This window comes from Streptomyces prunicolor (assembly GCF_045162825.1).
Lineage (GTDB): Bacteria > Actinomycetota > Actinomycetes > Streptomycetales > Streptomycetaceae > Streptomyces > Streptomyces prunicolor.
The window spans coordinates 3,348,489-3,372,705 of record NZ_CP108676.1; the positions used below are offsets into that span (position 1 = coordinate 3,348,489).

Consider the following 24,217-nt stretch of genomic DNA (forward strand, 5'->3'; position numbering starts at 1 on the left):
TCCAACTGTCCCCACGTGGACGGCCGAGAGGGAGCCGTAGGGGCGCGCCGGTGTCGAGAGCCCCAGCGCGCGCAGGCGCGCAGCGCCGAGCACGGTGGGGCTCTCGACACCGGCTTAGAGCGCCCCGAAGGCGACCGAACCAAAAGATGGTGCAGTCTTGTCCCGTGCCCGAACCCGAAACCAGCAGACCCGTAGGCCCCCTGCCCCGTGCCCACTCGCACCCGGCGACTCTGAAGCGGCTGGAGCAGTCGTCCGGGAGTCTCGCCGCCCAGGCCATCGCGCGCATGGACGAGACGCTGCCGTGGTACCGGGCGATGCCACCGGAGAACCGTTCCTGGATCGGGCTGGTCGCGCAGGCCGGTATCGCCGCGTTCACCGAATGGTTCCGGCACCCGGACGCGCCGCAGGCCATCTCCACCGACGTGTTCGGGACCGCTCCGCGTGAACTGACCCGCGCCATCACCCTCCGGCAGACCGTCGAGATGGTGCGGACCACCATCGAGGTCATGGAGTCCGCCATCGACGAAGTCGCCGCGCCCGGCGACGAGTCCGTGCTGCGCGAGGCGCTCCTCGTGTACGCCCGGGAGATCGCCTTCGCAACCGCCCAGGTCTACGCGCAGGCCGCCGAGGCGCGCGGCGCGTGGGACGCCCGGCTGGAGTCCCTCGTCGTGAACGCCGTGCTCAGTGGCGAGGCCGACGAGGGGGCCGTATCCCGGGCCGCCGCGCTCGGGTGGAACTCGCCCGAGCATGTCTGCGTCGTCCTCGGCACCGCACCCGACGGCGACAGTGAACTGACCGTCGAGGCGATTCGGCGGGCCGCTCGCCACGCCAAGCTCCAAGTCCTCACCGGCGTGCTCGGCGACCGGCTCGTCGTCATCGCGGGTGGCAGTGACAATCCGCTCGCCGTCGCCAAGTCGCTGATCGGGCCGTACGCGGCCGGACCCGTCGTGGCGGGCCCCATCGTGCCCGATCTGCTCGCCGCCACCCGGTCCGCGCAGGCCGCCGCCGCCGGGCTCAAGGCGTGCTCCGCCTGGCAGGACGCCCCGCGCCCGGTACTGGCGGACGACCTGCTTCCGGAACGCGCGATGGCCGGCGACCCCGGCGCCCGGGACCAGTTGGTGGAGGAGATCTACAGACCGCTGGAGGAGGCCGGGTCCGCGCTCCTGGAGACGCTCAGTGTCTATCTGGAGCAGGCGAGCAGCCTCGAAGGTGCCGCGCGGATGCTGTTCGTGCATCCCAACACCGTGCGCTACCGGCTCCGACGTGTGACTGACGTCACCGGCTGGTCGCCGTCGGATGTACGGTCGGCGTTCACGCTGCGGATCGCGCTGATCCTGGGACGTCTGGCCGATGGAGATCCCCAGAACTAGCCTTTTGTCGGGGCTCCACAAATCCCCTTCCCGTTCTTCGTCCCTGTCCCCACGGGCGGCCGTGCCCGTCTCCAAGAGAGAGTGTGAGAGTGCTCGTACTCGTCGCTCCCGGCCAGGGCGCCCAGACGCCCGGCTTCCTGACTCCCTGGCTCGACCTCCCCGGTGTCGAGGACCGTCTGCGTGCCCTCTCGGCCGCCGCCGACCTCGATCTGGTGCACTACGGCACGAACGCCGACGCGGACGAGATCCGTGACACCGCCGTCGCCCAGCCGCTGCTCGTCGCCGCCGGACTGGTCTCCGCCGCGGCACTCGGTGACGTGTCGCCCGGTGCGGTCGCCGGTCACAGCGTCGGCGAGATCACCGCCGCCGTCCTCGCGGGCGTCCTGGACGACACCGCCGCTCTGACCCTCGTACGCAAGCGTGGTCTGGCGATGGCCGAGGCCGCCGCGATCACCGCGACCGGGATGTCCGCGCTGCTCGGCGGCGACCCGGACACGACGGTCGCGCACCTGGAGAAGCTGGGCCTGACCCCGGCGAACGTGAACGGCGCGGGCCAGATCGTGGCCGCCGGCACACTGGAGCAGCTCGCCGCCCTGGAGGCCGACAAGCCCGAGGGCGTGCGACGGGTCGTAGCGCTCAAGGTGGCCGGCGCGTTCCACACGCGGCACATGGGCCCGGCGGTCGACACGCTCGCCAAGGCCGCGCAGGAACTGACGCCCGGCGACCCGAAGATCACGTACGTCTCGAACAAGGACGGCCAGGCCGTCGCCACCGGTGCCGAGGTTCTGGAGCGGCTGGTCGGCCAGGTCGCCAACCCGGTCCGCTGGGACCTGTGCATGGAGACCTTCAAGGAGCTGGGCGTCACCGCGCTCCTGGAGGTGTGCCCCGGCGGCACCCTGACCGGCCTCGCCAAGCGCGCCCTGCCCGGCGTGAAGACGCTGGCCCTGAAGACCCCGGACGACCTCGACGCGGCCCGCGAGCTCATCTCCGAGCACGCCAACGCCTGAAGAAGGAGCCGTAGGAACATGTCGACGAAGATCAAGCCGAGCAAGGGCGCACCGTACGCGCGCATCCTCGGCGTGGGCGGCTACCGTCCGGTCCGGGTCGTCCCGAACGAGGTGATCCTGGAGACGATCGACTCGTCGGACGAGTGGATCCGCTCCCGTTCGGGCATCGAGACCCGGCACTGGGCGAACGACGAGGAGACCGTCGCCGCGATGTCCATCGAGGCGTCCGGCAAGGCGATCGCGGACGCGGGCATCACCGCCGAGCAGATCGGCGGCGTGATCGTGTCCACGGTCTCGCACTTCAAGCAGACCCCGGCCGTGGCGACGGAGATCGCCGACAAGCTGGGCACGAACAAGGCCGCCGCGTTCGACATCTCGGCGGGCTGCGCGGGCTTCGGCTACGGCCTGACCCTCGCCAAGGGCATGGTCGTCGAGGGCAGCGCGGAGTACGTGCTGGTCATCGGCGTGGAGCGGCTGTCCGACCTGACCGACCTGGAGGACCGCGCGACGGCCTTCCTGTTCGGTGACGGCGCGGGAGCGGTGGTGGTCGGCCCCGCCAAGGAGCCGATGATCGGCCCGACCGTGTGGGGCTCGGAGGGCGACAAGTCCGACACCATCAAGCAGACCGTGCCGTGGACCGAGTACGACAGCACGGGCAAGTTCCCTGCGATCACGCAGGAGGGCCAGGCGGTGTTCCGCTGGGCCGTGTTCGAGATGGCGAAGGTCGCCCAGCAGGCGCTGGACGCGGCCGGGATCACCCCGGACGACCTGGATGTCTTCATTCCCCACCAGGCCAACGAGCGGATCATCGACTCGATGGTGAAGACGCTGAAACTGCCGGAGCACGTCACGGTCGCGCGTGACGTACGCACCACCGGCAACACCTCGGCCGCCTCGATTCCGCTCGCTATGGAGCGGCTTCTGGCGACCGGCGAGGCCAAGAGCGGCGACACCGCGCTCGTCATCGGCTTCGGGGCGGGTCTCGTGTACGCCGCGACGGTCGTTACCCTCCCCTAGGCACTCCGTGCCGGATCATCATCGGATCCGGCACGGCTGTACTCACCCGCCGCTGCCGCGGCGGGAACGCCACACCCTCTGGATCACAAAGAAGGAGCGCCTGACATGGCCGCCACTCAGGAAGAGATCGTCGCCGGTCTCGCCGACATCGTGAACGAGATCGCCGGCATCCCGGTTGAGGACGTCCAGCTGGACAAGTCCTTCACCGACGACCTGGACGTCGACTCGCTGTCCATGGTCGAGGTCGTCGTCGCCGCTGAAGAGCGCTTCGACGTCAAGATCCCCGACGAGGATGTCAAGAACCTCAAGACGGTCGGCGACGCGACCAGCTACATCCTCAAGCACCAGGCCTGAGCCACCTCATAGGCCCGGCTGCATGGCCCCGCCACCCGGCGGTGGCGCCGCTTAATCCTCGTACCGTTGGAGAGAGAATTCCCGTGAGCCCGACCAATCGCACCGTGGTCGTCACCGGTATCGGCGCAACCACACCGCTGGGTGGCGACGTAGCCTCGACCTGGGAGGGTCTGATCGCCGGCAAGTCCGGTGTGAAGCCCCTGGAGCAGGAGTGGGCCGCCGAGCAGGCAGTCCGTATCGCCGCGACCATCGCCGTGGAACCTTCCGAGGTCATCCCGCGTCCGCAGGCCCGCCGTCTGGACCGCTCGGCTCAGTTCGCGCTGATCGCGGCCAAGGAGGCCTGGGCGGACGCCGGTTTCACCGACAAGGCCGGCGAGGACCCGGCGGTCGACCCCGACCGGCTGGGCACCGTCATCGCCTCCGGCATCGGCGGTGTGACGACCCTGCTCGACCAGTACGACGTGCTGAAGGAGAAGGGCGTCCGCCGCGTCTCCCCGCACACCGTCCCCATGCTGATGCCGAACGGCCCGTCCGCCAACGTGGGTCTGCTCGTGGGCGCCCGCGCGGGCGTGCACACGCCGGTCTCCGCCTGCGCCTCCGGCGCCGAGGCCATCGGCTACGCCATCGAGATGATCCGCACCGGCCGCGCCGACGTCGTCGTCGCGGGTGGCACGGAGGCGGCCATTCACCCCCTCCCCATCGCCGCGTTCGGCAACATGATGGCGATGTCCAAGAACAACGACGACCCGCAGGGCGCCTCGCGTCCCTACGACACCGGCCGCGACGGCTTCGTCCTCGGCGAGGGCGCGGGCGTCCTCGTCCTGGAGTCCGCCGAGCACGCCGCGAAGCGTGGTGCCCGGGTGTACGCCGAGGCGGTCGGGCAGGGCATCTCCGCCGACGGCCACGACATCGTGCAGCCGGAGCCGGAGGGGCGTGGCATCTCGCAGGCCCTGCGGAACCTGATGGACAACACGGATCTCGACGCGGCGGAGATCGTGCACGTGAACGCGCACGCGACGTCGACGCCGGCGGGTGACGTGGCCGAACTCAAGGCGTTGCGCAAGGTGTTCGGTGACGACGCGGACCACATGGCTGTCTCGGCCACGAAGTCCATGACCGGGCATCTGCTGGGCGGCGCGGGTGGCGTCGAGTCGGTCGCCACCGTCCTCGCGCTGTACAACCGGATCGCGCCGCCGACCATCAATGTCGAGAACCTTGACCCTGAGGCCGAGGCCAACGCGGATGTCGTCCGCGGTGAGGCTCGTAAGTTGCCGGTCGAGGGACGTATCGCCGCGCTGAACGACTCGTTCGGGTTTGGTGGGCACAACGTGGTGTTGGCGTTCCGGACGGTCTGAACTCCCTTGCCCGCATGAGGATTTAGGCGGCCTGTCTCTCTCTTTCACCACGTTGAGAGGCAGGCCGCCTCCTATGCTGGAACGCATGGGAAAGGGGGGACGGCTCTCGCTGGTCATCGGGTCGCAGTGCGAGAGCCTGGGCTCTGGGAAACACCTGGAATCCCTGGAGACGGCGGCCGGCGAGCTGGACGAGGTGGTGCGTCGGCCTGCCGTCGGTGGCTGCTCCCACGCTCTGCCAGAGCTCGATGGCCCCTTACTCGATCCGAGCCGGGACAAGCTCGACGAGGCTCTGGTCGACGCGTTCGATCGGGCCGACGCCGAGCGAGCGGTCCTGGTCCTCGCCTACATCGGTCATGGACTGCGTACCGATCACGAGTACTACGTACTGCCGAACAACGCGCAGGAAGACCTCGGGGCTCGGGTTCGCCCCTATCCGCTGGTCACCGAGATAGGACGCTTCCTGTCCGCGCGTCCGCGGCTCCAGGGGCTGATTCTGCTGCTGGACACCTGCGACGCGGGGCAGGGTGCGGTGACCGCGGCGAAGCGGTGGCTCGTACTCAACGAGACGGACATGGACCGCCGCTTTCACCTGCTCACCTCGTCCAGCCTGGAGCCGTCGTACGAGTGCGCGTTCTCCCGGGAGACCGCGCACATTCTGCGCCACGGCACCGTTCGTGGCGAACCACTGCTGTACTGCCGCGACATCCACGCGAGCGTCGTGGAACGGGACGTCCTGGAGCACCAGTCGGTCGGACTGGACTACAACGGCAGCTCCGGATCCTCCGAACTGTGGCTCGCGCGAAACCAGGCGCCTCGCCCGCTTGCCCGGGAGCTGCGGAACTTCCAGGCGACGCCGGACGTCGGCCGGGTGGTGGCTGCCACGACAGCGCAGACCGTGACCATGGTGCAAGCGTCGGCAGGCTCCGGAAAGACCACTCTGCTGACCGCGCTGACCCGGCCCGAACTCAGCAAGGACATTCCCGAGGGGTTCATTCACGCACTGTATGGATTACGGCCGGCGGATGACGTCAACAGCGTGGCAAGGTCGTTGGCCCACCAACTCCGGGCAAGCGTGCCGGGTTTCGCCAATGTCTATGTCGATGGGCCGGACGGAGGCAACAAGCAGTCGTTGCTGAACGCGTTGGACCAGCTTCATGAAAAGGTGCCGATCGAGCAGCTTTCGATTCGTATCGCCCTCGACGGCCTCGACCAGTTGCGGCAGTCGGTGCTGCCCGAAATCCGCGACCTGGTCACCGAATTGATCTACCGTCAGGGCTATCAGCAGACCCGGTCCATACTCGGCATGCGTGTCCTGCTCTCCGGTCGGCCGGAGGCCGCACCGACGTGGTGGGAGTTCACGTCCGTAGAGCTGACAGCCGCTCACGAGAACCAGATCACGGCTTATCTGACGAGACGCGGAATCGGAGATCACGTACACCGGCACGTGGTCGAACGGAGCGGGGGCAACTGGCTGGTGGTCACCCTGCTCGCCGACTGGCTGGAGGACTACGGTCTCGACACGCTCCCGGACGACACCGACGACACGTACACCCAGCGGCTGCACAAGATCCTGGGTGACGAACCCTGGGAGGACTCGGTCGTCGATGCCGTCCTGACCGTTCTGACCTCCGCCGCGTCCGCCACCGGAGCCGTCGCCGTCCCGGAGCCCTTGCTCCTCCAGGCTGTGGCCCATCTCCGCCGCTCCGCCACTCCGAAACTCGTAAAGAGCACCCTGCAACGCCTCAGACGGCTCGTCATCACTCGCCCGCTGGATGGTGAGACGCAGGCCTACGCTTTGTTCCACCCCACGCTGTCCCAGTATCTGGCCTCCGGGAAAACGCGTCCCGGGGCGGAGTTCGCCGTAGTCGTCGCAGCCGGCCACGAAGCCCTGGGCCAAGCGCTGCGCGAACTCGCTCCCCGAGGCAAGCAGATCGACGGAGACCCTCTCTACGACTATGCCGCCGAGGCGGAAGCCACCCACTTCTGGGAGCAGGACGACCCCAACGGAGTGGTGCAGTCTCTGGTCGACCGGCCTTCCCCCGTGCCCGAGACCAATCTCCTGCGCTGGTCGAACTGGCTCAGCCGGTTCAAGAAAGCGCTGGGCACTTACAACCTCGCTGTCCTGAACGCACAGGGAGGCGTCGCCCACTGGACCGACATGTGTGGCAATCACTCCGCCGCACGGAAGCTCTACGAGGAACTCGCTGCCGACTGCCAGGACGCTCTGGACCCCGCGCGTCCGGACGCCCCTCACCATCCTGACGCCGAGGAAATCCTCCAAGTCGGTGCGCTTGCCGCGGACTGGTTGGGCGTTGACGATCCCGCCATGGCAGTTCTCCTCTACCTCAAGCTGGAGACCGACTGCGGGCGCGCCCTGGGCCCGGAGCACTTCGTCACACTGACCACCCGGAACAACGCCGCCTCCTGGATGCGCCAGGCCGGCGATCCGACCCGAGCCCTGTTGCGGTTTCGCACGCTCGTGACGGACATCGAACGAATCCCGGGCTTGTTGGGCAGCCGCCTCCACCTCACAGCGCGCAACGGCGTCGCAATTTGTCTGCACGCAACCGAAAGGGTCACCGAGGCCATCGCGAGCTGGGGCACACTGCTCGTGGAGATCGAACGGCACCAGGGGGAGGACGCCGCCCTGGCAAGGGACGTTCGTCAGAGCATGTTCAAAGCGCTCCGTGCCCTGATGACGGCCGACTGACATCTTCCTACCGGGGCTCCAGAGCCTCTCGGACTGCCCGTCCCGTCTGCAGCTTCGTCAGGTACGCCTGGGCGCTGTGCGGGTCGTCCTCGCCGTTGTTCAGTGTCCAGTCCGACTCAAGAACGCCACGAGGATCGGCGAAGCGTTTGGCAAGGTCCGGCTCCGCCGCGATCACATCGTCCTTGTCGGCAAGGTTGACCCAACGCCCCACCAGCTCAGGGACCTGATGCTCACCGTCCAGCCGGTCATGGACGAATGTGCGCAGTCCGAGCGGGGAACCGAGAGTCAGCAGCAGCGGAAGCTCTCCCTCCAAGCGGAGAGCAGCCTCGTACGCGGCAACCGACCCGAGGGAGTGCCCCACCAGGATCCTCGTCTCGGGACCGATCAGGTCAGCGATCCGCTGCTGCACTTCCTCGTACACGGAAGGTTCGGTCATGTAGCGCGTGACCTGGACCAAGGACTTGTTGACGAAGCGCTGCGCGAACCCCATGCCCAGCCGACTGAACCACTTGAGCCGGGCGAGCCCGTTCACCGCGGCCCGTCCCGCCGACCTGCGGCCCTGCCGCCCTTCGTCTCCGCCCTCGATGTCGTAGAGGACCGTCCGAGCGATACGCCGGTCACCAGGCTCGGGAGCTCGGTCGCGCGCATTGCGAAGCCATTCGAGAGCCAGGGCGTCGGTGAGTTCCTGCTGGGTGCCGGTGAGTTCGGCCGGATCCTCGGCGGCTCCTTGAGCCCCCTTCTTCAAAAAGACATCGCCGTAGAACGCCATACGGGATTCCAGCCGACCCGGTCGGGCACTGCGCCACAATTCGTCAGCAAGCCTGGCACCGCCGGCAGTTCGCACCCCGCCGGCCAAGTCGGGCAGCCATTCCTTTTCCAGGGTGTCGGCCGACTTCTGCTCCTGGGCGATTCCGTGCACCAGGACGATCTCCGCCATCCCGCCCCCTCATCCCGTCGACCCGCCGCGATCGGCGGACTACGAGGGTGTCACGTCGCCGACATCCTGTCCCCGATTCGCGTGCACCCCCCACGCTCGACCGGGACGGCAAAGCCCCTAAACCACCTGATGCAACCAGCGCACCGGGGCTCCCTCGCCCGCGTACCTGAACGGCTCCAACTCGTCGTCCCACGGCTTGCCGAGGAGCTTGGCGATCTCTGATTCCAAGTTGGTCTCGCCCTGCTGAGACCTCGTCAGGGCTGCGCGGAGTCGGTCCTCGGGGATGAGGATGTCGCCGTGGATGCCAGTGACGGCATGGTAGATGCCAAGCTCGGGGGTGCAGCTGTAGCGCTCGCCCTCGGCCGTGGGGCAGGGCTCTGCGGTGACCTCGAAGCGGAGCAGGTGCCAGCCGCGTAGGGCCGACGCCAGCTTGGAGGCCGTTCCGACCTCTGCCTGCCAGGAGAATTCGGAGCGCCAGGTTCCGGGGGCGGCGGGCTGTCGGATCCAGTCGAGGCTGACGCGTGTGCCGAGCACCCCGGCCACGGCCCACTCGACGTGCGGGCACAGCGCGCGCGGCGCGGAGTGCACGTACAGAACTCCACGTGTCGTCACCGGGACCTCCGGACAGAGCGGGGCATCTTGCTGACTGGCGAACGGCGGCGGCAGGGCAGCCACGTTGAGGGCGAGGCTACCGTGCGGCGGCGCGCGGAGTGTGACGTACCGTCCCTCCAGGTACCAGGAAACGCCGCCATTCACCCATGGGGACGCTTGTACGGGGGTGTGCCGTTGCATCGGGTGGGTGCGGGAACTCTGGCGCGTTGTCAGTTGTGTGGTGATGGGTTGAGACCGTTGTGACTCCTCCACCCCGTGGACGGGGTGGCTTCTCGCTATGCCTGGTTGGCGTCGCGGCGGACCAGCCCGGCCCGTAAAACGTTGGTTGCTCCGACGACGTCGGCGTGTGCCCGGTGGCCGCACGAGAGACAGTGGAACTTTTCCTGGGTGCGCCGGTTCTCTTTGGCGGTGTACCCGCATTCGGGGCATGTGCGGGACGTGTTACGGGGGTCCACGGCCATCACTTCCCGCCCGGCGCTTTCAGCCTTTGCGTTCAGGATCGCGAGGAACAACCCCCAACCGGCGTCAGCGATCGAACGGTTCAGTCCGGCTTTGCTCGCGGCCCCGTTCGGTAGGAAGCTGCCCTGCTTCTCGAGGTCCGGCTTCGGCGCGGGAGCCTTGCTCATGTTGCGGATCTTAAGGTCTTCGTGCGCGATGAAGTCGTGCTCACGAACCAGGCTGAGCGCGGTCTTGTGCGCGTGGTCGAGCCGCTGGCGGCGTACCTTGCCGTGGATCTGGGCGACGTTGTCCACAGCGCGCTGATGGTTGCGGGTGCGGTCCTTGGCCCTGCGGCGCGGGAACCGACTCAGGGCCTGCTGCGCGACTTCGAGCTTTGCGGCGGCCTTGCGTGCGTGGCGCGGGTTGGCGATGTGCACGCCGTTGGAATCGGTGAGGAACGAGGCGATACCGAGGTCGATGCCGACCACTGAGCCGGTCGCGGGCTGCGGCTCGGGCCGGGACTGCTCGGCGGTCAGCACGACAAACCACTTACGGCCCTCGCGCTTGACCGACACGGTCTTGATCTTGCCGATCACCACACGGTGCTGGTTGATCTTGACGTGCCCAACGCCCTGGAAGCGGGCCCGGGTTACGGGGTCGTGCGGGGTGGAGTCCCACCGGCAGCCGTCCCCGTCCTTCGGGAAGTCCACCGTGTCGAACCAGTTCGCCCCACGGAAGCGCGGGAACCCGGGCTTGTCCCCGACTTTGATCCGACGGAAGAACGCGGCGAACGCTTTGTCCAACCGTCGTAACGTCGCCTGCTGCGAGGAGAAGGACCAGCGCCCCTGCCACTCGGGGTCGAAAGCCCGGATGTCCTTGAGCTGTCCGGACTGCTGCCCGTACCTCACGCTCGTCTTCGAGGCGTGCTGGTAGGCGTCGCGACGTTCTTGCAAGGCCCCGTTGTAGAGGGAGCAGTGATCGCGCAGCATCTCGCTCAGCGCGACTTGCTGGCCCACTGTGGGCCGCATGAGGAATTTGTACGCACGGATCATCCAGCCCACCCCCCTCCGGTCGAACTCCTTGATCCTATTACCCTTGGTGCATGTCACCAGGTTGGGAGCCAAACACCAATATTCGCCCAGTGGGTCACGTGGTTCACCGCCTGCACGCGCACTTGGTGTTTGGTGCCAAGTACCGGCGTGAAGTCTTCAACGACGACATGCTGACGCGCTGCGAAGAGGATCAGGTGCACCCACTCAAGAGGGTGTCATCGCGCTACCTGCAGCAGGAGTTCACCGGGCGCGCCACTGACGATCGTCAAGCAGTACATCGAGCAACAGAAACGTCCGTCGCGGTCTGCGGGTCAGCGCAATCCTGAGATGGGATTCCCTCCAAAGAGAGGGGTGGAGGGGATGTGTCTCAACATGCGAATCCGACGTCACCGTTCACGGGCCGTGCTCGCCGTCGTGGTGGCGAGTGTCCTGGGGGCCGCCGGCTGCGACGGGAGCGGGGGTACGTCCTCCGGCGCGCACAGCAAGAGTGGTACGGCGGCCAAGGCGAAGCCCGCTCCGTTGTGGGACCGCAGTCCGTCGTCGGTCGCGGCGGTCGGGGACTCCATCACCCGTGGTTTCGACGCCTGTACGGTGCTGTCGGACTGCCCCGAGGTGTCCTGGGCGACCGGCAGCGAGGCCTCGGTCGACAGTCTTGCCGTGCGGCTGCTGGGGAAGACAGGTGCGGCGCAGCGGAGTTGGAACTACGCGGAGACCGGGGCGCGGATGGCCGACCTGGCCGCGCAGATCGGTCAAGCGGTGGCCCGTAAGCCGCAGTTGGTCACCGTGATGGTGGGGGCCAATGACGCCTGCACGGCCTCGACCTCGGCGATGACCTCCGTGGCCGACTTCCGTGCCGAGTTCGAGGAGTCGTTGAAGTCGCTGCGCCGGGCGCTGCCGAAGACGCAGGTCTACGTCGCGAGCGTGCCGAATCTCAAGCGGCTCTGGGCGCAGGGGCGGACGAACCCGATGGGCAAGGCGGTGTGGAAGCTGGGGATCTGCCCGTCGATGCTGGCCGACGCGGACGCCCTGGACTCGGCGGCGAGCGAGCGGCGCGACACGGTGCTGGACCGGGTGGAGGCGTACAACAAGGTCCTTGAGCAGGTGTGCGCGACGGACAAGCGGTGCCGGTTCGACGGGGGCGCGGTCTACGACTACCGGTTCGGGACGGACCAGTTGAGCCACTGGGACTGGTTCCACCCGAGTACGGACGGTCAGGCGCGGCTCGCCGAGATCGCCTACCGGCACGTCACCGCGCGCGAACCCGTGACCTAGGGTTTCCCTCATGAGCGAACTTTTCGGCACCCTTCCCGACGGCACGCCCGTGCACCGCTGGACGTTGGAGCGGGCCGGTGTGCGGGTGCGGGTGCTGTCGTACGGCGGGATCGTGCAGTCGGTGGAGGTGCCGGACCGGGACGGGCACACGGCGGACGTGGCGCTCGGGTTCGCCGATCTGGACGGGTATCTCGCCCATCCCGAGCCGTATCTCGGGGCGTTGGTGGGGCGGTACGCGAACCGGATCGCGGGCGGCCGTTTCCCGCTGGAGGGTGTCACGTACTCGCTGGCGCAGAACAACGCGCCCAACTCCCTGCACGGCGGCGAGCGCGGCTTCGACAAGCGGGTGTGGGACGTCGATCCGGTCGAGCACGGGGTGCGGTTGAGCCGGGTCAGCGCGCACGGCGAGGAGGGCTTTCCGGGGCGCCTCGTCGTCTCGGCGACGTACACGCTGGACGAGTCGGGCGCGCTGCGCTTCGGCTACGAGGCGACGACGGACGCGCCGACCGTCGTGAACCTCACCAACCACAGCTACTTCGATCTGAGCGGCGCGGGCGGCACCAGCGGTGCGGGCGGTCATGAACTCCGGCTCACCGCCTCCCGGTTCACGCCGGTCGACGGCGATCTGATCCCTACCGGTGCGCTCGACGAGGTGGCGGGCACGCGGTTCGACTTCCGGGAGGCGCGGAAGGTGGGCTCGGGCTACGACCACAACTTCGTGCTGGACAAGGGGCTGACCCCGGCCCCGGTCGAGATCGCCGAGTTGTACGACCCGGCGTCCGGGCGGGTGCTGACGGTGGCGACGACCGAGCCCGGCATCCAGCTCTACACCGGTGAGCATCTGGGCGAGCCGTTCGCCCCGGGGGCCGGGATCGCCCTGGAGACCCAGCACTTCCCGGACTCCCCGAACCGCCCCGAGTTCCCGAGCACGGAGCTGCGTCCGGGCCAGGTCTACCGGTCGGAGACGGTGTACGGCTTCTCGGCCCGCTGAACGCGTCGGCCGACCGGGATGTGATGAGCCCCGGCCCAGGGGTCAGGTCCCGGGCCGGGGCTGTCTGTGGGGAGCTTGTCCCGGCTCAGACGTTAATCGTCGTGGCGACCCTGCGGTCCGCGATCGAGCGTCCCGCCTGGATCTCGTACGAACCCTTTACAACTGCCCACGAGTTCGCCGTCTCATCCCAGATCTCGAAAGCCCGTCGCGGAAGTTCGACGATCACGTCGACGCTCTCGCCGGGTCCGGCCTCGACCCCGGCGAAACCGGCCAGCCAGCGGGCCGGGCGCTCCGGGGCGGTGTCGGTGTCGGTGTTGGTCCCAGTGGGGGCATCGGTGGGGGCATCGGTGGGGGCCAGATAGACCTGGACGACCTCACGGCCGTGCCGGGCGCCCGAGTTGGTGACGCGGACGGTGACCGACGTCCCGTCCGTGTCGTCCGCTGCGATCTCGTCGTAGGTCCAGTCCGTGTAGCCGAGGCCGTGCCCGAAGGGGTACGACGGGGTGCGGGCCGCTTTCTCCCAGGCGCGGTAGCCGATGAACACGCCCTCGGTGTACGGGAGTTCGCCGTTGTCCGGGACGACCTGGGTGACCGGGGCGTCGGTGAGGGAGCCCCAGGTGGTGGGGAGGCGGCCGCCGGGTTCGTGGGTGCCGGTGAGGACGTCGGCGAGGGCGGCGCCGCCCTCCTGGCCGGGGAACCAGCCGAGCAGCACGGCGGCGACCTCGTCGCGCCAGGGCAGTTCGACCGGGGAGCCGGAGTTGACGATCACGACGGTGTTCGGGTTGACGGCGGCGACGGCGTGTACCAAGTCGTCCTGACGGCCGGGGAGTTGGAGGTTCGTTCGGTCGTAGCCCTCGGACTCGACGCGTTCGGTGGTGGCGACCACGACGACGGCGGTGTCGGCGCCGCGTGCCAACTCGACTGCTTCGGCGATGAGTTCGTCGGGGTCGCGCTGTGGTTCCTGGTGGACGAGGGAGAAGCCGATGACCTTGAGGGAGCGGTTCTCGGCGAAGCTCACGACGTAGGTCAGGGACACCTCGACCAGGGCGCCGGCAGTGAGGTCGACGCGGGCGCGGGGTTCGGGGGCGCCGAAGAAGGAGCTGAACGGGTCGTCCTTGAGCGGGCGTTGGACGTCGTCGTAGTACGTCGTGCCGTCGACGGTGAGGGTGAAGGCGCCCAGGCCCTTGATGCCGAAGGTGTGCGTGCCGGTGGCGCGCGGGGTGAAGGTGCCGGTGAGTTCGACGGTGTGGAGGGTGTCGTGGGTGACGCCCTCGGGGAGGTCGGCGCCCATCCAACGGAGCTGTCCGCTGGGCGCGGAGGCGGTGCCGATGACCTGGCCCGCCGCGTCCCGGCAGACGGCGCGCAGCTCGAACCCCTTGTCCGCGTCGGCGAGTTCGGTGTTCGGGTCGGCGCCGACGGCGTAGCTGAGGGTGCCTTCGGGGAGGGCGGCGGTGAGGCCGTCGAGCGGGGAGACGGTGTGGGGTGGGAAGACGATGGCGGAGCCGCCGCCGAGGACGCGGGCGTCGCGGGCTGCGGCGCCGAGGAGCGCTACGGTGCCGTTCGGCTTCAGCGGGAGGGCGTCGTTCTCGTTGCGGACGAGGACGAAGGAGCGGCGGGCGATCTCGCGGGCGAGGGCCTCGCCGTCTACGGGGGACGGGAGTTGGGCCTCGGCGACGACGGGTTCGGCGCCGTCCAGGATGCCGACGCGGGCGGCGAGCCGCAGCACGTTCCGCACGGCGGCGTCGACGGTGGTCTCCTCGACCTCGCCGTCGCGCACGGCCTGCGCGAGGGCCTCGCCGTAGACCGTCCTGGGGCCGGGCATCGCGGCGTCGAGGCCGCCCTCGATGGCGCCGACGGTGGAGCGGGCGGCGGTCCAGTCGGAGACGTTGAAGCCGTCGAAGCCCCATTCGCCGCGCAGGATCTCGTTCACGAGGTAGCGGTGCTCGGTCATCGTGGTGCCGTTGACCCTGTTGTAGGCGGTCATGATGCCCCAGGGGTGGGCGTTCTCGACGATCGCCTCGAAGGGGGCCAAGTACAGCTCGCGCAGGGTGCGTTGGGAGATGAGGTTGTCGACGGTGAAGCGGTCGGTCTCGGCGTCGTTGGCGACGAAGTGCTTGACGGTGGTGCCGACTCCGCCTTCCTGCACGCCTGTCACGTATCCGGTGCCGATCCGTCCGGTGAGGTAGGGGTCCTCGCTGTACGCCTCGAAGTGCCGTCCGCCGAGCGGGGAGCGGTGCAGGTTGACGGTCGGGGCGAGGAGGACGTGGACGCCCTTGCGGCGGGCCTCCTGGGCGAGCAACACGCCTGCGCGGTGGGCGAGTTCGGGGTCCCAGGCGGCGGCGAGGGCGGTGGGGGACGGCAGGGCGACGGAGGGGTCGTCGGCGGTCCAGCGCACGCCCCGGACGCCGATCGGGCCGTCGGACATGACGAGGGACCTCAGGCCGATCTCCGGGAGCGCGGGCAGCGACCACATGTCCTGACCGGCGAGCAGCCGCGTCTTGGCGTCCAGGTCGAGCTTGCCGAGGGCCGCCTCCACGACTGCTTCACGGGCCTCGTCGGCCGGGGTGCGGGTTCCCGCCATCGCTGTGCCTCCTCGTTGAGTCCGTACCGTGCGGTGCCTCCATCGTGCATCGATTACCTGTAGAGCGGTAGGTTTCGTAACCTTGCTGTTATGTGAACTGTGGTCGGGTGTCGTACGGTGACGCCATGAACGCCACGAACTCCAGGACCCGGCGCGAGGAACGACGCGCCGAGATCGTGCGGGCGGCCCTGGAGGTGATCGCCGAGCGCGGCTACCGGGGCGCGAGCCTGGCGGCGGTGGCGGAGCGGGTCGGGCTGACCCAGCAGGGCCTGCTGCACTACTTCCCCACGAAGGACGCGCTGCTCGTCGCGGTCCTGGAGGAGCGGGACCAGTGGGACGCCGTACCGGACAGCCGCTGGCGGGTCGACCTGCTGGCCTCGCTGGTCGAGTACAACGCGATGCGGCCCGGGATCATCCAGACCTTCTCCGCGCTCCTCGGCGAGAGCGTCACGGAGGGGCATCCGGCGCGGGGCTACTTCACCGAGCGGTACGTCCGGGTGCGGGCGAACATGGCGGGGGTCCTGCGCACCGAGTACGGCGACCGGCTGCCGAACGGGCTGACGCCCGAGCGGGCGGCGCCGCTGCTGGTCGCGGTGATGGACGGGTTGCAGTACCAGTGGCTGCTGGATCCGGAGTCGGTGGACATGCCGGGGGCGTTCCGGGACTTCCTGGCGCTGCTGGGCGAGGAGACGTAAGGCCTCGGCCAACTCCCCTGCTACTGCCGCCAGATGACGGCGAACGCTACTGGCGCCACATGACGGCGAGCGTCTTGCTCACCGCGCACACGAGGACGAGGACGAGGGCCCAGTCGTAGGCGCCGGCGAGGACCAGCGCGGCGACTCCGGCCCCGAACCACACCGCCTCGAACCCGACCCGGCCGGCGCCCCGCACCTTGTACCTGGCCTTCGGTGAGCCGCACAGTCCCCACAGCGCGGCGAGGACGAGGGGCGCGCCGAGCCCGAGCAGCCAGGTCAGCGGTGTGGCGAGGTCCCGCGTGAACCCCCAGTAGGCGACGGCCACGAGGACGCCGAGTTCGATGGCGAAGAGGACGCCGAGGTTCGCTGCCTTCGCTGTCTTCATGGGTGGCAGTATCGCGGGCCGCTCCGCCCCGCGCGCAAGACCGCATCAGGGGGCGGCCGGTGGCGGGTGTTGGGGGGACCGGGACCAGCTGGCCAGCAGCTTCAGGCGGTCCGCGGAGGGGGAGCCCGGTTCGGCGGTGGAGACGCCCAGGATCTGCTCGGGGTCGTCGGTGGGGGCGAACGCCTCGTAGCCCAGGACGAGTTCGCCGACGACGGGATGGTGGAAGCGCTTGGTGCCGTGGGTGCGCTGGAACACGTCGTGGTCGGCCCACCAGTGGCGGAAGTCCGCGTCCTGGACGGAGAGTTCGCCGACGAGTTCGGCCAGGGCGGGGTCGTGCGGGTGGCGTCCCGCGTACAGGCGGAGCGAGGCGACGATGGAGCGCGCGGCGTCCTCCCAGTCGACGTACAGGCTCCGGAAGTGGTCGTCGAGGAAGACCAGGCGGGCCATGTTGCGGCCGCGGGCGGGCAGCGCCTCGAAGTCCGTGTACAGGGCGCGGGCGAGGTGGTTGGCGGCCAGGACGTCCATGCGGCGGCCGTAGACGAGGGCGGGGACGTCGGTGAGGCTGTCGAGCAGCAGGCGCAGGCCGGGGCGGACGCGCTGCGGGGGCAGCGGGCGCGGACGTGTGTGGGTCGGTCGGGCGACCCGGAACAGGTGGGCGCGCTCCAGGTCGGTGAGGCGCAGGGCGCGGGCGATCGCGTCCAGGACGGACGCGGAGACGTTGAGGTGGCGTCCGCGCTCCAGGCGGACGTAGTAGTCGACGCTGACGCCGGCGAGCTGGGCGACCTCCTCGCGTCGCAGGCCCGGAACGCGGCGGGTGCCGGGCAGCGGGGCCAGGCCCGCCTCCTCGGGGGTGATCTTCGCGCGGCGGGAGCGGAGGAAGTCCCGCAGCTCGCTGTTGGGTTCCTGGGCCATGTCACCACCGTAGACCGGGTGACCTGGGGAGCAGCCGCGCGAAAGGGGGTCTGTCGGACCCCCGGTCGGAGTGGGTCTCCCACCCTGGGCGCGAGCGGTGGTCGTCTGGTGGAGAGCAGAGCACGTGGGAAACACGTGGGGAAAGCAGCGCAAGTACGCACCTGGAGGCCCGTGATGAAGCGCAGGATTCTCGGCGGTACCGGTATGTCGGTGAGCGAGTACGCGCTCGGCACGATGATGTTCGGCGCGATGGGCAACACCGACCACGACGAGTCGGTCCGCATGATCCACACGGCGCTGGACGCCGGGATCAACCTCGTCGACACCGCCGACGTGTACTCCGGCGGAGAGTCGGAGGAGATCGTCGGCAAGGCGTTGAAGGGCCGGCGCGACGATGTCGTCCTGGCCACCAAGTTCGGGCTGGCGATGGGCGAGGACCCCAACCGCCGTGGCGGCTCGGCCCGTTGGATCCGGCGCGCGGTGGAGGACAGCCTGCGCCGCCTGGACACCGACCACATCGACCTGTACCAACTGCACCGCCCGGACCCGCGCACCGACATCGACGAGACCCTCGGCGCGCTGTCGGACCTGGTCAGGGCCGGGAAGGTGCGGGCCGTCGGCGGTTCGTTCTTCTCCCCCGAGGAGATCGTCGAGGCCCAGTGGACGGCCGAGCGGCGCGGTCACCACCGGTTGCGCACCGAGCAGTCGCCTTACTCGATCCTCACCCGCGGGGTGGAGAGCCGGGTACTGCCCACCGCGCAGCGCTACGGCATGGGCGTGCTGACCTTCGGGCCGCTCAACTCCGGTTGGCTGTCGGGGCGTTCGGATCCCACCGCCGGGCATCGCAGCGCCGGCGCGGGGGCGAAGATGTTCGACCTCGGCCGGCCTGGTGTGCGGGCCAAGGCCGACGCCGTGCGCGAACTGACCGCGCTGGCCGCCGAGGCCGGGCTGCCGTTGCCTCATCTGGCCACGGCTTTCGTCCTGGCCCACCCGGCGGTCACCGCGGTACTCATCGGCCCGCGCCGCCCCGACCAGCTGACCGACCTCCTCGCCGCGGCCGACGTGCAACTCGGCGACGACCTCCTCGACCGCGTCGACGAGATCGTCCCGCCCGGGGTCGATGTGAATCCCGACGACTTCTACATCGACCCGACCCCGGCGATCACCGACAAACGGCTGCGGCGGCGGTGAAGGCCGTGGGGGTGGGTGCGGGGCGGCCTATTCGCCGGGACGTACTTCGTGGAATTTGCGGGTCATCGTAGGCCCCAGATGGGACACGATCTCGTGTCCCGGGTCACCCGGGTTGGGCATGTACCAGAGGAACGAGGTGACGATCACCTCGGTCACCGCCAGGACTCCCCTGTTCAACTGTTCCTCCAAAAAGGCGAGGACGGATCGCCAGTCCAGAGCATCCGGATCCCGCGAGATGAAGGACTGCACCACTTCCTGCGAAACCTCGTAGAAGTAAACGTGCGGCAGCAATTCGTCCATGTTGTTGAACACATGGGATTCGTAGGAATCCTCAAGGATCGGGAACCTGGTCACCAGGTCTTTCACCAGCTGCACGTCCGCACTCATGAGCACGGCCCCAGACCGGCGTAATTGCCGAGACCCGAATATTTTCCGGCATGGGCGTCATCGATCGCCGAAATCAGACCATTCGCGACCTCGATATCACGTGCTGTCCTCACCACGGCCTCCTTCTTTCCGCCCTTCAGTCTGACCACGTCATTCGTCAGGAATTTGTTGAGCGCGCTACGCATTTGCGTTGTGCTGCTGATGTGGTTCTTCCCCTCGACCGACGCTCCGCCGAGGGCTTCGTGGTTTGCTGCGGCCATTGCCGAACCGTCACCGACCGCCCTCTCGTTGCCCAAGCCGTGGAAAAGGGAGTTGACAACCAGCTGCAGCCGTGGATTGTCGACCTGCGGTATGCCGTCGCCACTGTTGTGAACGAGGACCGGCGTCTCCCCGGCCAGCACATAGTACGTATGCAGGTCATCGACCGTGAGGTTGTACGTCGTCGCGTGCCGGGTGTAGGCGCGGTTGGCCGTGACGATGACCGTGGCGCCCTCGTCGGTGAGGAGGGTCGTGCCCGGGGTCAGGGAGGCGGAGGCCGAGGCGGCCGACGGGGTCGTCTCCGCCGCGGCGGCCGTGCCGCCCGCCGAGTCCCACATGGCCGCGGGCGGCGCCGAGAAGACCGTCGTACCGTCCTCGTCGGCGGCCACCATCCCGCCGGCCGCCGTCTCGCGCAGTGTCACGCCGTCCGTGGCCAGGGCGAACTCGACCCGCTTCAGTTCCTCGCTCGCGGCGGCGGCGGCCGACTTCACGACCAGGAGTTCACGGAACCCCTCGACCGTCGCGGTCAGTTGGAGGTCCACGTCCGGCAGGACCGAGGCGTACGTCGCCGTCGCCCCTTCGATCACCGGCTCGGGGAGCTTGTCGGCCCAGCCCAGCGACAGCGCGGCGCCGTCCCGGCCAATCGACACCAACTCGCGGTCCCCGCCGCCCGAGAACGACAGGTCCACAGCGGCGGCCACCGGCCCGACCGAGCCGTCCGACCGCACCTCCAGCGTCGCGTCCGGCGCCCGCCAGGAACCGTCCGCGCCCTTGACCCGGACCACCGCGGCCGAGTCCGCCAGGGTGAAGGAGATCCCGTCGGGGTTCGCGTAGGTGGTCGAGTACTCCGAACCGAGGCCGGTCACCTCGACGCGTTCGCCGCTCGACTCGGCTTTCTCCAGGGCGAGTTGGGCCTCGGACCGCTCAGTCTGCTCGGCCTGTTCCGACTGCGACGACGGACGCGTCATCGTCGCCGCCGAGCCGACCGCCACCGGCAACGCCGTGCACCACAGCCCTGTCAGGACTGCGGCGACCATGGCTCCGCGCACACTCCGGCCCATCGCGATTTCCCCCCAAAAGATCACCGATACGCGAGGAGCAGCTTCCAGACCTAGCGCGGGCACGTCAAGGAATGGCAATGAGTCCATGGGGAAGCAACGAAGAAGCAAAGACCTTTACTTGCCCTGGAGTTCACCTCCTGTACATCCGCTCTCCGGACGGAACGGAACAAGGGCCGCATAAGGCTACGGCTGCCCCGGCACCAAATGTTCATCTTGCCGACCGGGCGATGGCGTGCGCCGCTTCCGCCAAGCCATACTGCGGCCGTCCGGCACCCCAGCGCCCCCGCACCCCACTGCGACGGAAGGCCCCAACCACCTTGAACGTCATACGAGTTCGGACCAGCGTCCTCGGACTTGCCCTGCTGGCCGGTTTCTCCGCCCCCAGTACCGGGGCGGCGGCCGAGACCACCCTGTCCCCGACCGTCGAGGAGCAACGGCTCGACAAGGCGGTCCCCCAGGAGATCCTCGAACACTCCGGATTCGACACCGTGGCACCGGAGTTCACCCACGCGCTCGAAGCCGCGCACAGTTACGCGCAGGCCCGGCGCGTCGTCGTACGCGAAGGAACCGCGCTGTGGCGGCGGGCGGTCGACCGGGCGCAGGGGCGGGGGTCGGCCGGCGGGGATCTCAGCCGGGACGATGATCGGCCGTTGTACTGGGCCCGGTTGGGGATGACTCGGGAAGTGCGGGGCTGGGAGCCGGAGTTCGGGATCAGTGAGGCTCAACGGAACGCTCTGCTCTCCGAGTTGGAGACGGCCTCGCGCGGGCAGAGCAGTATTCGGTATCCGCAGGAGAAGGCGCTGAAGCGGATTCTCGTGACCGGGTTCGACCCGTTCACGCTCGACGCGGACATCCGGATCTCCAATCCGTCCGGGGCCACCGCGCTCGCCCTCGACGGCACGGTGATCCAGACGGCGGACGGGCCGGCGCGGATCGAGACGGCCATGTTCCCGGTGCGGTGGGCCGACTTCGCGGAGGGGACCGTGGAGCGGGCGTTGCGGCCGTATCTGCCGAAGGTGGATCTGTTCACGACGGTGAGTCAGGGGCGGGTCGGCCGGTTCGACGTCGAGCGGACCAACGGGGCCTGGCGGGGCGGATATCCGGACAACGACAAGGTGTCGCGGACGGAGACGATCCCTGTCGCTGATCCGGGCTCGCAGCCTCAGTGGACGTCAACGACCCTGCCGTACAAGGACATTGTGGCCGCGAACACCGGGCGTTTCCCCGTCTACGACCACACCGAGGTGACGGAGATTCCGGCGGGCGGGACCGTTCCCGTCGTGCGGGCGGACGGGCCGACCTCGGGGTCCACGGCCCGTGCCGGGGGTGGCGGCAACTATCTCTCCAACGAGATCGCGTACCGCGCCACGTTGCTACGGGATCGGCTCGGGCTGCACGATTCGTTGCCCGGTGGTCATATCCACACGCCGGTACTGCAGTTCGGGACGGGGAACACGGACCCGGCGACGGGGGCGATCACCGATCCGGAGTTCGTGCGGAACCGGGTGGACATCATCGCGCAGGTGAGGGCGATGGTGACGGTGGCGATGGACGCGGCAGCTGGTTCACCGGGTTCGTAGGCACCCGGTACCGGTGCGGGCCGAAGCGGGGGCTGCCGCCCCCACACCCCCGCTTCGGCCTGAACGGCCTCGTCCTCAGACGCCGGACGGGCTGAGAATTGACCGGCGTTGAGAAGTGCCTCGCCCCCTCAAACGCCGGACGGGCTGAATGATGCCGGCCTGCGCTGAAAAGGCGAGCGCCTCACCGGATGCCGTCCTCAGTCATCCGCAGGGCCGGTGTCCTCGCCCTCCTGAAGAGCACCCTCGGTCTCCTCCCCCAACAGCTCCCGCGCCATCATCGTCGCCCCCGCCACCGCCCCCGGCATCAGGAACACCGCGACGAACGGGACCAGGAAGGACAGGCCGAGGGGGGTGCCGAAGCCCCAGATGAGGGTTTTGCGGGAGCGGAGGAGGGTGAGGCGGGCGCGGAGGTCGATGCCTCGGCGTTGGAGGGCGACCGCGGTCAGTTCCTCCGTGAGGAAGAAGCCCGTGACGAAGAAGCCGATCACCGGGATGAACGTCTGGCCGATGAACGGGACGAAGCCGAGGGCGAAGAGGAGAATGCCCCACAGCACCGCGCGGACCAGGATGCGGAGGCTGTCGCGGGCCGAGATCCACAGTTCGCGCCAGAGGGGGAGGCCCGATTCCGGGGCCGTGCCGTCCGGGGAGACGTCCCGGTCGACCTTCTCGGAGAGGGTCTCGTAGAAGGGCTGCCCTATGAGGAGGGTGACGGCCGTGAAGGTCAACACCGAGAGAAGTAGGGCGAGTACGAACAGGACCGCCGTGAGGAAACCGCGGAACAGGCCCTGCCACGGGCTCGACCAGTCGTCCGCGAAGGGGGTCGCCCAGGTGACGAAGTCCTCGCCCCACAGGGCCAGCGCCACCAGCGCCGCCACGTACAGGACCAGGGTGATCAGGCCGGGGATCAGCCCGAAACCGTAGTGCCTCCCGTGCCGGGCCATCCAGCGCTGGCCCTTCAGGAGATAGCTGAATCCCGCGCCAAGATCATGCATGGGGTGAACTTTACTCAGCGTCAGCGCTATGTGGTCGACACCGCCAACACGACTCCCCGATCCGCCGTCGGCGACACCGCCGCCGTCACCCGTACCGCGGTCGCCCGGGCCACCCGGCCCGCGCGGGAGGTCGCCGCGAGGAGGGTCGGCTGGACGCGTTCCAGGGCGGAGAGCAGGAGTTCCTCGCCCGCGACCAGCATCGGGGCGGTCGCCTTCGTGGTGGCCGCCGCGGCCTCCGTGAGGTCGGCGAGGGGTGGGAGGGTGGCCCGGAGGATGCTCGCGCCCGCGGTCGCCGCCCGTTGTGCGAGGGCGACCTGGAACGGCAGCAGCGGAGCCAGTACCGCCGTCAACGCCTCGGCCACGCGCCGGAGTTCGGGGGACGCGTCGGCCAGGGTGTCGGCCAGCGCGCGGATCAGCGGGGTGAGGGCCAGCAGTACGCCCGCCGCCACACCGGCCGCCGCGGGCAGCAGCGGGGAGGCCGCCTCGACCAAGTCGCCGAGTGCCGTGGTGAATTCCTCGACCGCCGGTTCCACCGCGTCCAGGACGGGCAGCAGGCTGTCGCCGAGGACGGTCAGCAGCGCCTGGGCCGGTGCGCTCACCGGGTGCACGGCCAGCGGGGCGCCGGTCGTGCCGAGTCGGGTCAGGGTGTCGACGATGCGGTAGAACGCCTCCTGGGCCTGCGGCGACGCGCTCGCCTCGGCCAGTTCGGCGGTGGTCTCGCGCAGCACCCGTAGCGCCTCCGCGCCCGAACCGTCGCGTGGATCAAGGGTGTTGATCGCGATCCTGGTGATGTTCCCGGCCGTGTCCAGGAGTTGGCCGGTGATGTCGGTGGTGCTGCGTGCCATGCGCAGCACCTCGTCCCTGCTGGGGAGCGAAGGAATCGTTGCCATGGGATCTGGGACCTCCTCGCCGTACGCAGTCGTGCGCAACCGGCCGCGCCCGCTGCCCGGTAGCGATTCCGGTGACCTCTGCTCAGCATGCCCCCTTCCCGGCCCCGTGAATGCGCCATACGGGGCATCGACGACACCGACAACTTCCTGTTCACCGTTGAGTCGAAAAG

21 protein-coding genes and 1 pseudogene are annotated in these 24,217 nt (G+C 69.1%); 12 read left to right on the forward strand and 10 right to left on the reverse strand.

Annotated elements, in window-relative coordinates:
- Nucleotides 1-164 precede the first annotated feature (164 nt).
- From fasR to OG588_RS14990, 6 genes are all read left to right on the forward strand, one after another.
- Entirely contained in the window at nt 165-1,370 is a 1,206-nt protein-coding gene (gene fasR / locus OG588_RS14965) for a fatty acid biosynthesis transcriptional regulator FasR (protein ID WP_405947705.1), read from the forward strand.
- A gap of 89 nt (nt 1,371-1,459) precedes the next feature.
- A complete protein-coding gene (locus OG588_RS14970) occupies nt 1,460-2,377 on the forward strand; it encodes an ACP S-malonyltransferase (protein WP_405947706.1) in 918 nt (305 codons plus the stop codon).
- Between the two features lie 18 nt (nt 2,378-2,395).
- Nucleotides 2,396-3,394 carry a ketoacyl-ACP synthase III gene (locus OG588_RS14975; RefSeq protein WP_019060340.1) on the forward strand — a complete coding sequence of 333 codons (999 nt, stop codon included), beginning with the start codon at nt 2,396-2,398 and terminating at the stop codon, nt 3,392-3,394.
- Between the two features lie 105 nt (nt 3,395-3,499).
- A complete protein-coding gene (locus OG588_RS14980; RefSeq protein WP_057583001.1) occupies nt 3,500-3,748 on the forward strand; it encodes an acyl carrier protein in 249 nt (82 codons plus the stop codon).
- Between the two features lie 83 nt (nt 3,749-3,831).
- Nucleotides 3,832-5,103, forward strand: a complete 1,272-nt coding sequence (gene fabF / locus OG588_RS14985) for a beta-ketoacyl-ACP synthase II (protein WP_405947707.1) — start codon at nt 3,832-3,834, stop codon at nt 5,101-5,103.
- 85 nt (nt 5,104-5,188) lie between these two features.
- Nucleotides 5,189-7,813 (forward strand): hypothetical protein, encoded by a 2,625-nt coding sequence (locus OG588_RS14990; protein WP_405947708.1) that lies wholly within the window; start codon nt 5,189-5,191, stop codon nt 7,811-7,813.
- A gap of 7 nt (nt 7,814-7,820) precedes the next feature.
- On the opposite strand, the gene OG588_RS14995 is transcribed toward OG588_RS14990, so the two are convergent.
- The 3 genes from OG588_RS14995 to OG588_RS15005 all read right to left on the reverse strand — a co-directional run bounded on the left by OG588_RS14995 (nt 7,821) and on the right by OG588_RS15005 (nt 10,852).
- Nucleotides 7,821-8,750: a hypothetical protein gene (locus OG588_RS14995; RefSeq protein WP_405947709.1), complete on the reverse strand. Its 930-nt coding sequence runs from the start codon at nt 8,748-8,750 to the stop codon at nt 7,821-7,823.
- A 117-nt stretch (nt 8,751-8,867) separates the two neighbouring features.
- Complete coding sequence (locus OG588_RS15000) at nt 8,868-9,362, reverse strand: DUF3145 domain-containing protein (protein WP_405947710.1); 495 nt, start codon at nt 9,360-9,362, stop codon at nt 8,868-8,870.
- Between the two features lie 275 nt (nt 9,363-9,637).
- Nucleotides 9,638-10,852, reverse strand: coding sequence for an RNA-guided endonuclease InsQ/TnpB family protein (locus OG588_RS15005; protein ID WP_405947711.1), 1,215 nt, complete (start codon nt 10,850-10,852; stop codon nt 9,638-9,640).
- A 50-nt stretch (nt 10,853-10,902) separates the two neighbouring features.
- Between OG588_RS15005 and OG588_RS15010 the strand changes: the two are divergent.
- The 3 genes and pseudogenes from OG588_RS15010 to OG588_RS15020 all read left to right on the forward strand — a co-directional run.
- Nucleotides 10,903-11,152, forward strand: a pseudogene (locus OG588_RS15010) (IS200/IS605 family transposase); the annotation flags it as partial.
- Nucleotides 11,153-11,224: 72 nt separating this feature from the next.
- Nucleotides 11,225-12,124 (forward strand): SGNH/GDSL hydrolase family protein, encoded by a 900-nt coding sequence (locus OG588_RS15015; protein ID WP_405953128.1) that lies wholly within the window; start codon nt 11,225-11,227, stop codon nt 12,122-12,124.
- A gap of 10 nt (nt 12,125-12,134) precedes the next feature.
- Complete coding sequence (locus OG588_RS15020; protein WP_405947712.1) at nt 12,135-13,115, forward strand: aldose epimerase family protein; 981 nt, start codon at nt 12,135-12,137, stop codon at nt 13,113-13,115.
- Nucleotides 13,116-13,200: 85 nt separating this feature from the next.
- Here OG588_RS15020 and OG588_RS15025 read toward each other — a convergent pair whose 3' ends face one another.
- Nucleotides 13,201-15,696, reverse strand: coding sequence for a glycoside hydrolase family 3 protein (locus OG588_RS15025; protein ID WP_405947713.1), 2,496 nt, complete (start codon nt 15,694-15,696; stop codon nt 13,201-13,203).
- Nucleotides 15,697-15,803: 107 nt separating this feature from the next.
- Here OG588_RS15025 and OG588_RS15030 point away from each other — a divergent pair, with 107 nt between their 5' ends.
- Entirely contained in the window at nt 15,804-16,391 is a 588-nt protein-coding gene (locus tag OG588_RS15030; protein WP_405947714.1) for a TetR/AcrR family transcriptional regulator, read from the forward strand.
- A gap of 46 nt (nt 16,392-16,437) precedes the next feature.
- Here OG588_RS15030 and OG588_RS15035 read toward each other — a convergent pair whose 3' ends face one another.
- Nucleotides 16,438-16,776 carry a YrdB family protein gene (locus OG588_RS15035; protein ID WP_405947715.1) on the reverse strand — a complete coding sequence of 113 codons (339 nt, stop codon included), beginning with the start codon at nt 16,774-16,776 and terminating at the stop codon, nt 16,438-16,440.
- Between the two features lie 45 nt (nt 16,777-16,821).
- Nucleotides 16,822-17,688, reverse strand: a complete 867-nt coding sequence (locus tag OG588_RS15040) for a helix-turn-helix domain-containing protein (RefSeq protein ID WP_405947716.1) — start codon at nt 17,686-17,688, stop codon at nt 16,822-16,824.
- A 174-nt stretch (nt 17,689-17,862) separates the two neighbouring features.
- Here OG588_RS15040 and OG588_RS15045 point away from each other — a divergent pair, with 174 nt between their 5' ends.
- Entirely contained in the window at nt 17,863-18,879 is a 1,017-nt protein-coding gene (locus tag OG588_RS15045; protein WP_405947717.1) for an aldo/keto reductase, read from the forward strand.
- A 27-nt stretch (nt 18,880-18,906) separates the two neighbouring features.
- Here the strand turns inward: OG588_RS15045 and OG588_RS15050 are convergent, their stop codons facing one another.
- Complete coding sequence (locus OG588_RS15050; RefSeq protein ID WP_405947718.1) at nt 18,907-19,266, reverse strand: hypothetical protein; 360 nt, start codon at nt 19,264-19,266, stop codon at nt 18,907-18,909.
- Entirely contained in the window at nt 19,263-20,561 is a 1,299-nt protein-coding gene (locus tag OG588_RS15055) for a polymorphic toxin-type HINT domain-containing protein (RefSeq protein ID WP_405947719.1), read from the reverse strand. Before OG588_RS15055 ends, OG588_RS15050 begins: the two co-directional genes overlap by 4 nt.
- A 341-nt stretch (nt 20,562-20,902) precedes the next feature.
- On the opposite strand from OG588_RS15055, the gene OG588_RS15060 reads away from it, so the two are divergent.
- Nucleotides 20,903-22,165, forward strand: a complete 1,263-nt coding sequence (locus OG588_RS15060) for a pyroglutamyl peptidase (protein WP_405947720.1) — start codon at nt 20,903-20,905, stop codon at nt 22,163-22,165.
- Nucleotides 22,166-22,362: 197 nt separating this feature from the next.
- Here OG588_RS15060 and OG588_RS15065 read toward each other — a convergent pair whose 3' ends face one another.
- Both OG588_RS15065 and OG588_RS15070 read right to left on the reverse strand, forming a co-directional pair.
- Nucleotides 22,363-23,157 (reverse strand): EI24 domain-containing protein, encoded by a 795-nt coding sequence (locus OG588_RS15065; protein ID WP_405947721.1) that lies wholly within the window; start codon nt 23,155-23,157, stop codon nt 22,363-22,365.
- A gap of 26 nt (nt 23,158-23,183) precedes the next feature.
- Nucleotides 23,184-24,047 carry a hypothetical protein gene (locus OG588_RS15070; protein WP_405947722.1) on the reverse strand — a complete coding sequence of 288 codons (864 nt, stop codon included), beginning with the start codon at nt 24,045-24,047 and terminating at the stop codon, nt 23,184-23,186.
- Nucleotides 24,048-24,217: the final 170 nt, after the last annotated feature.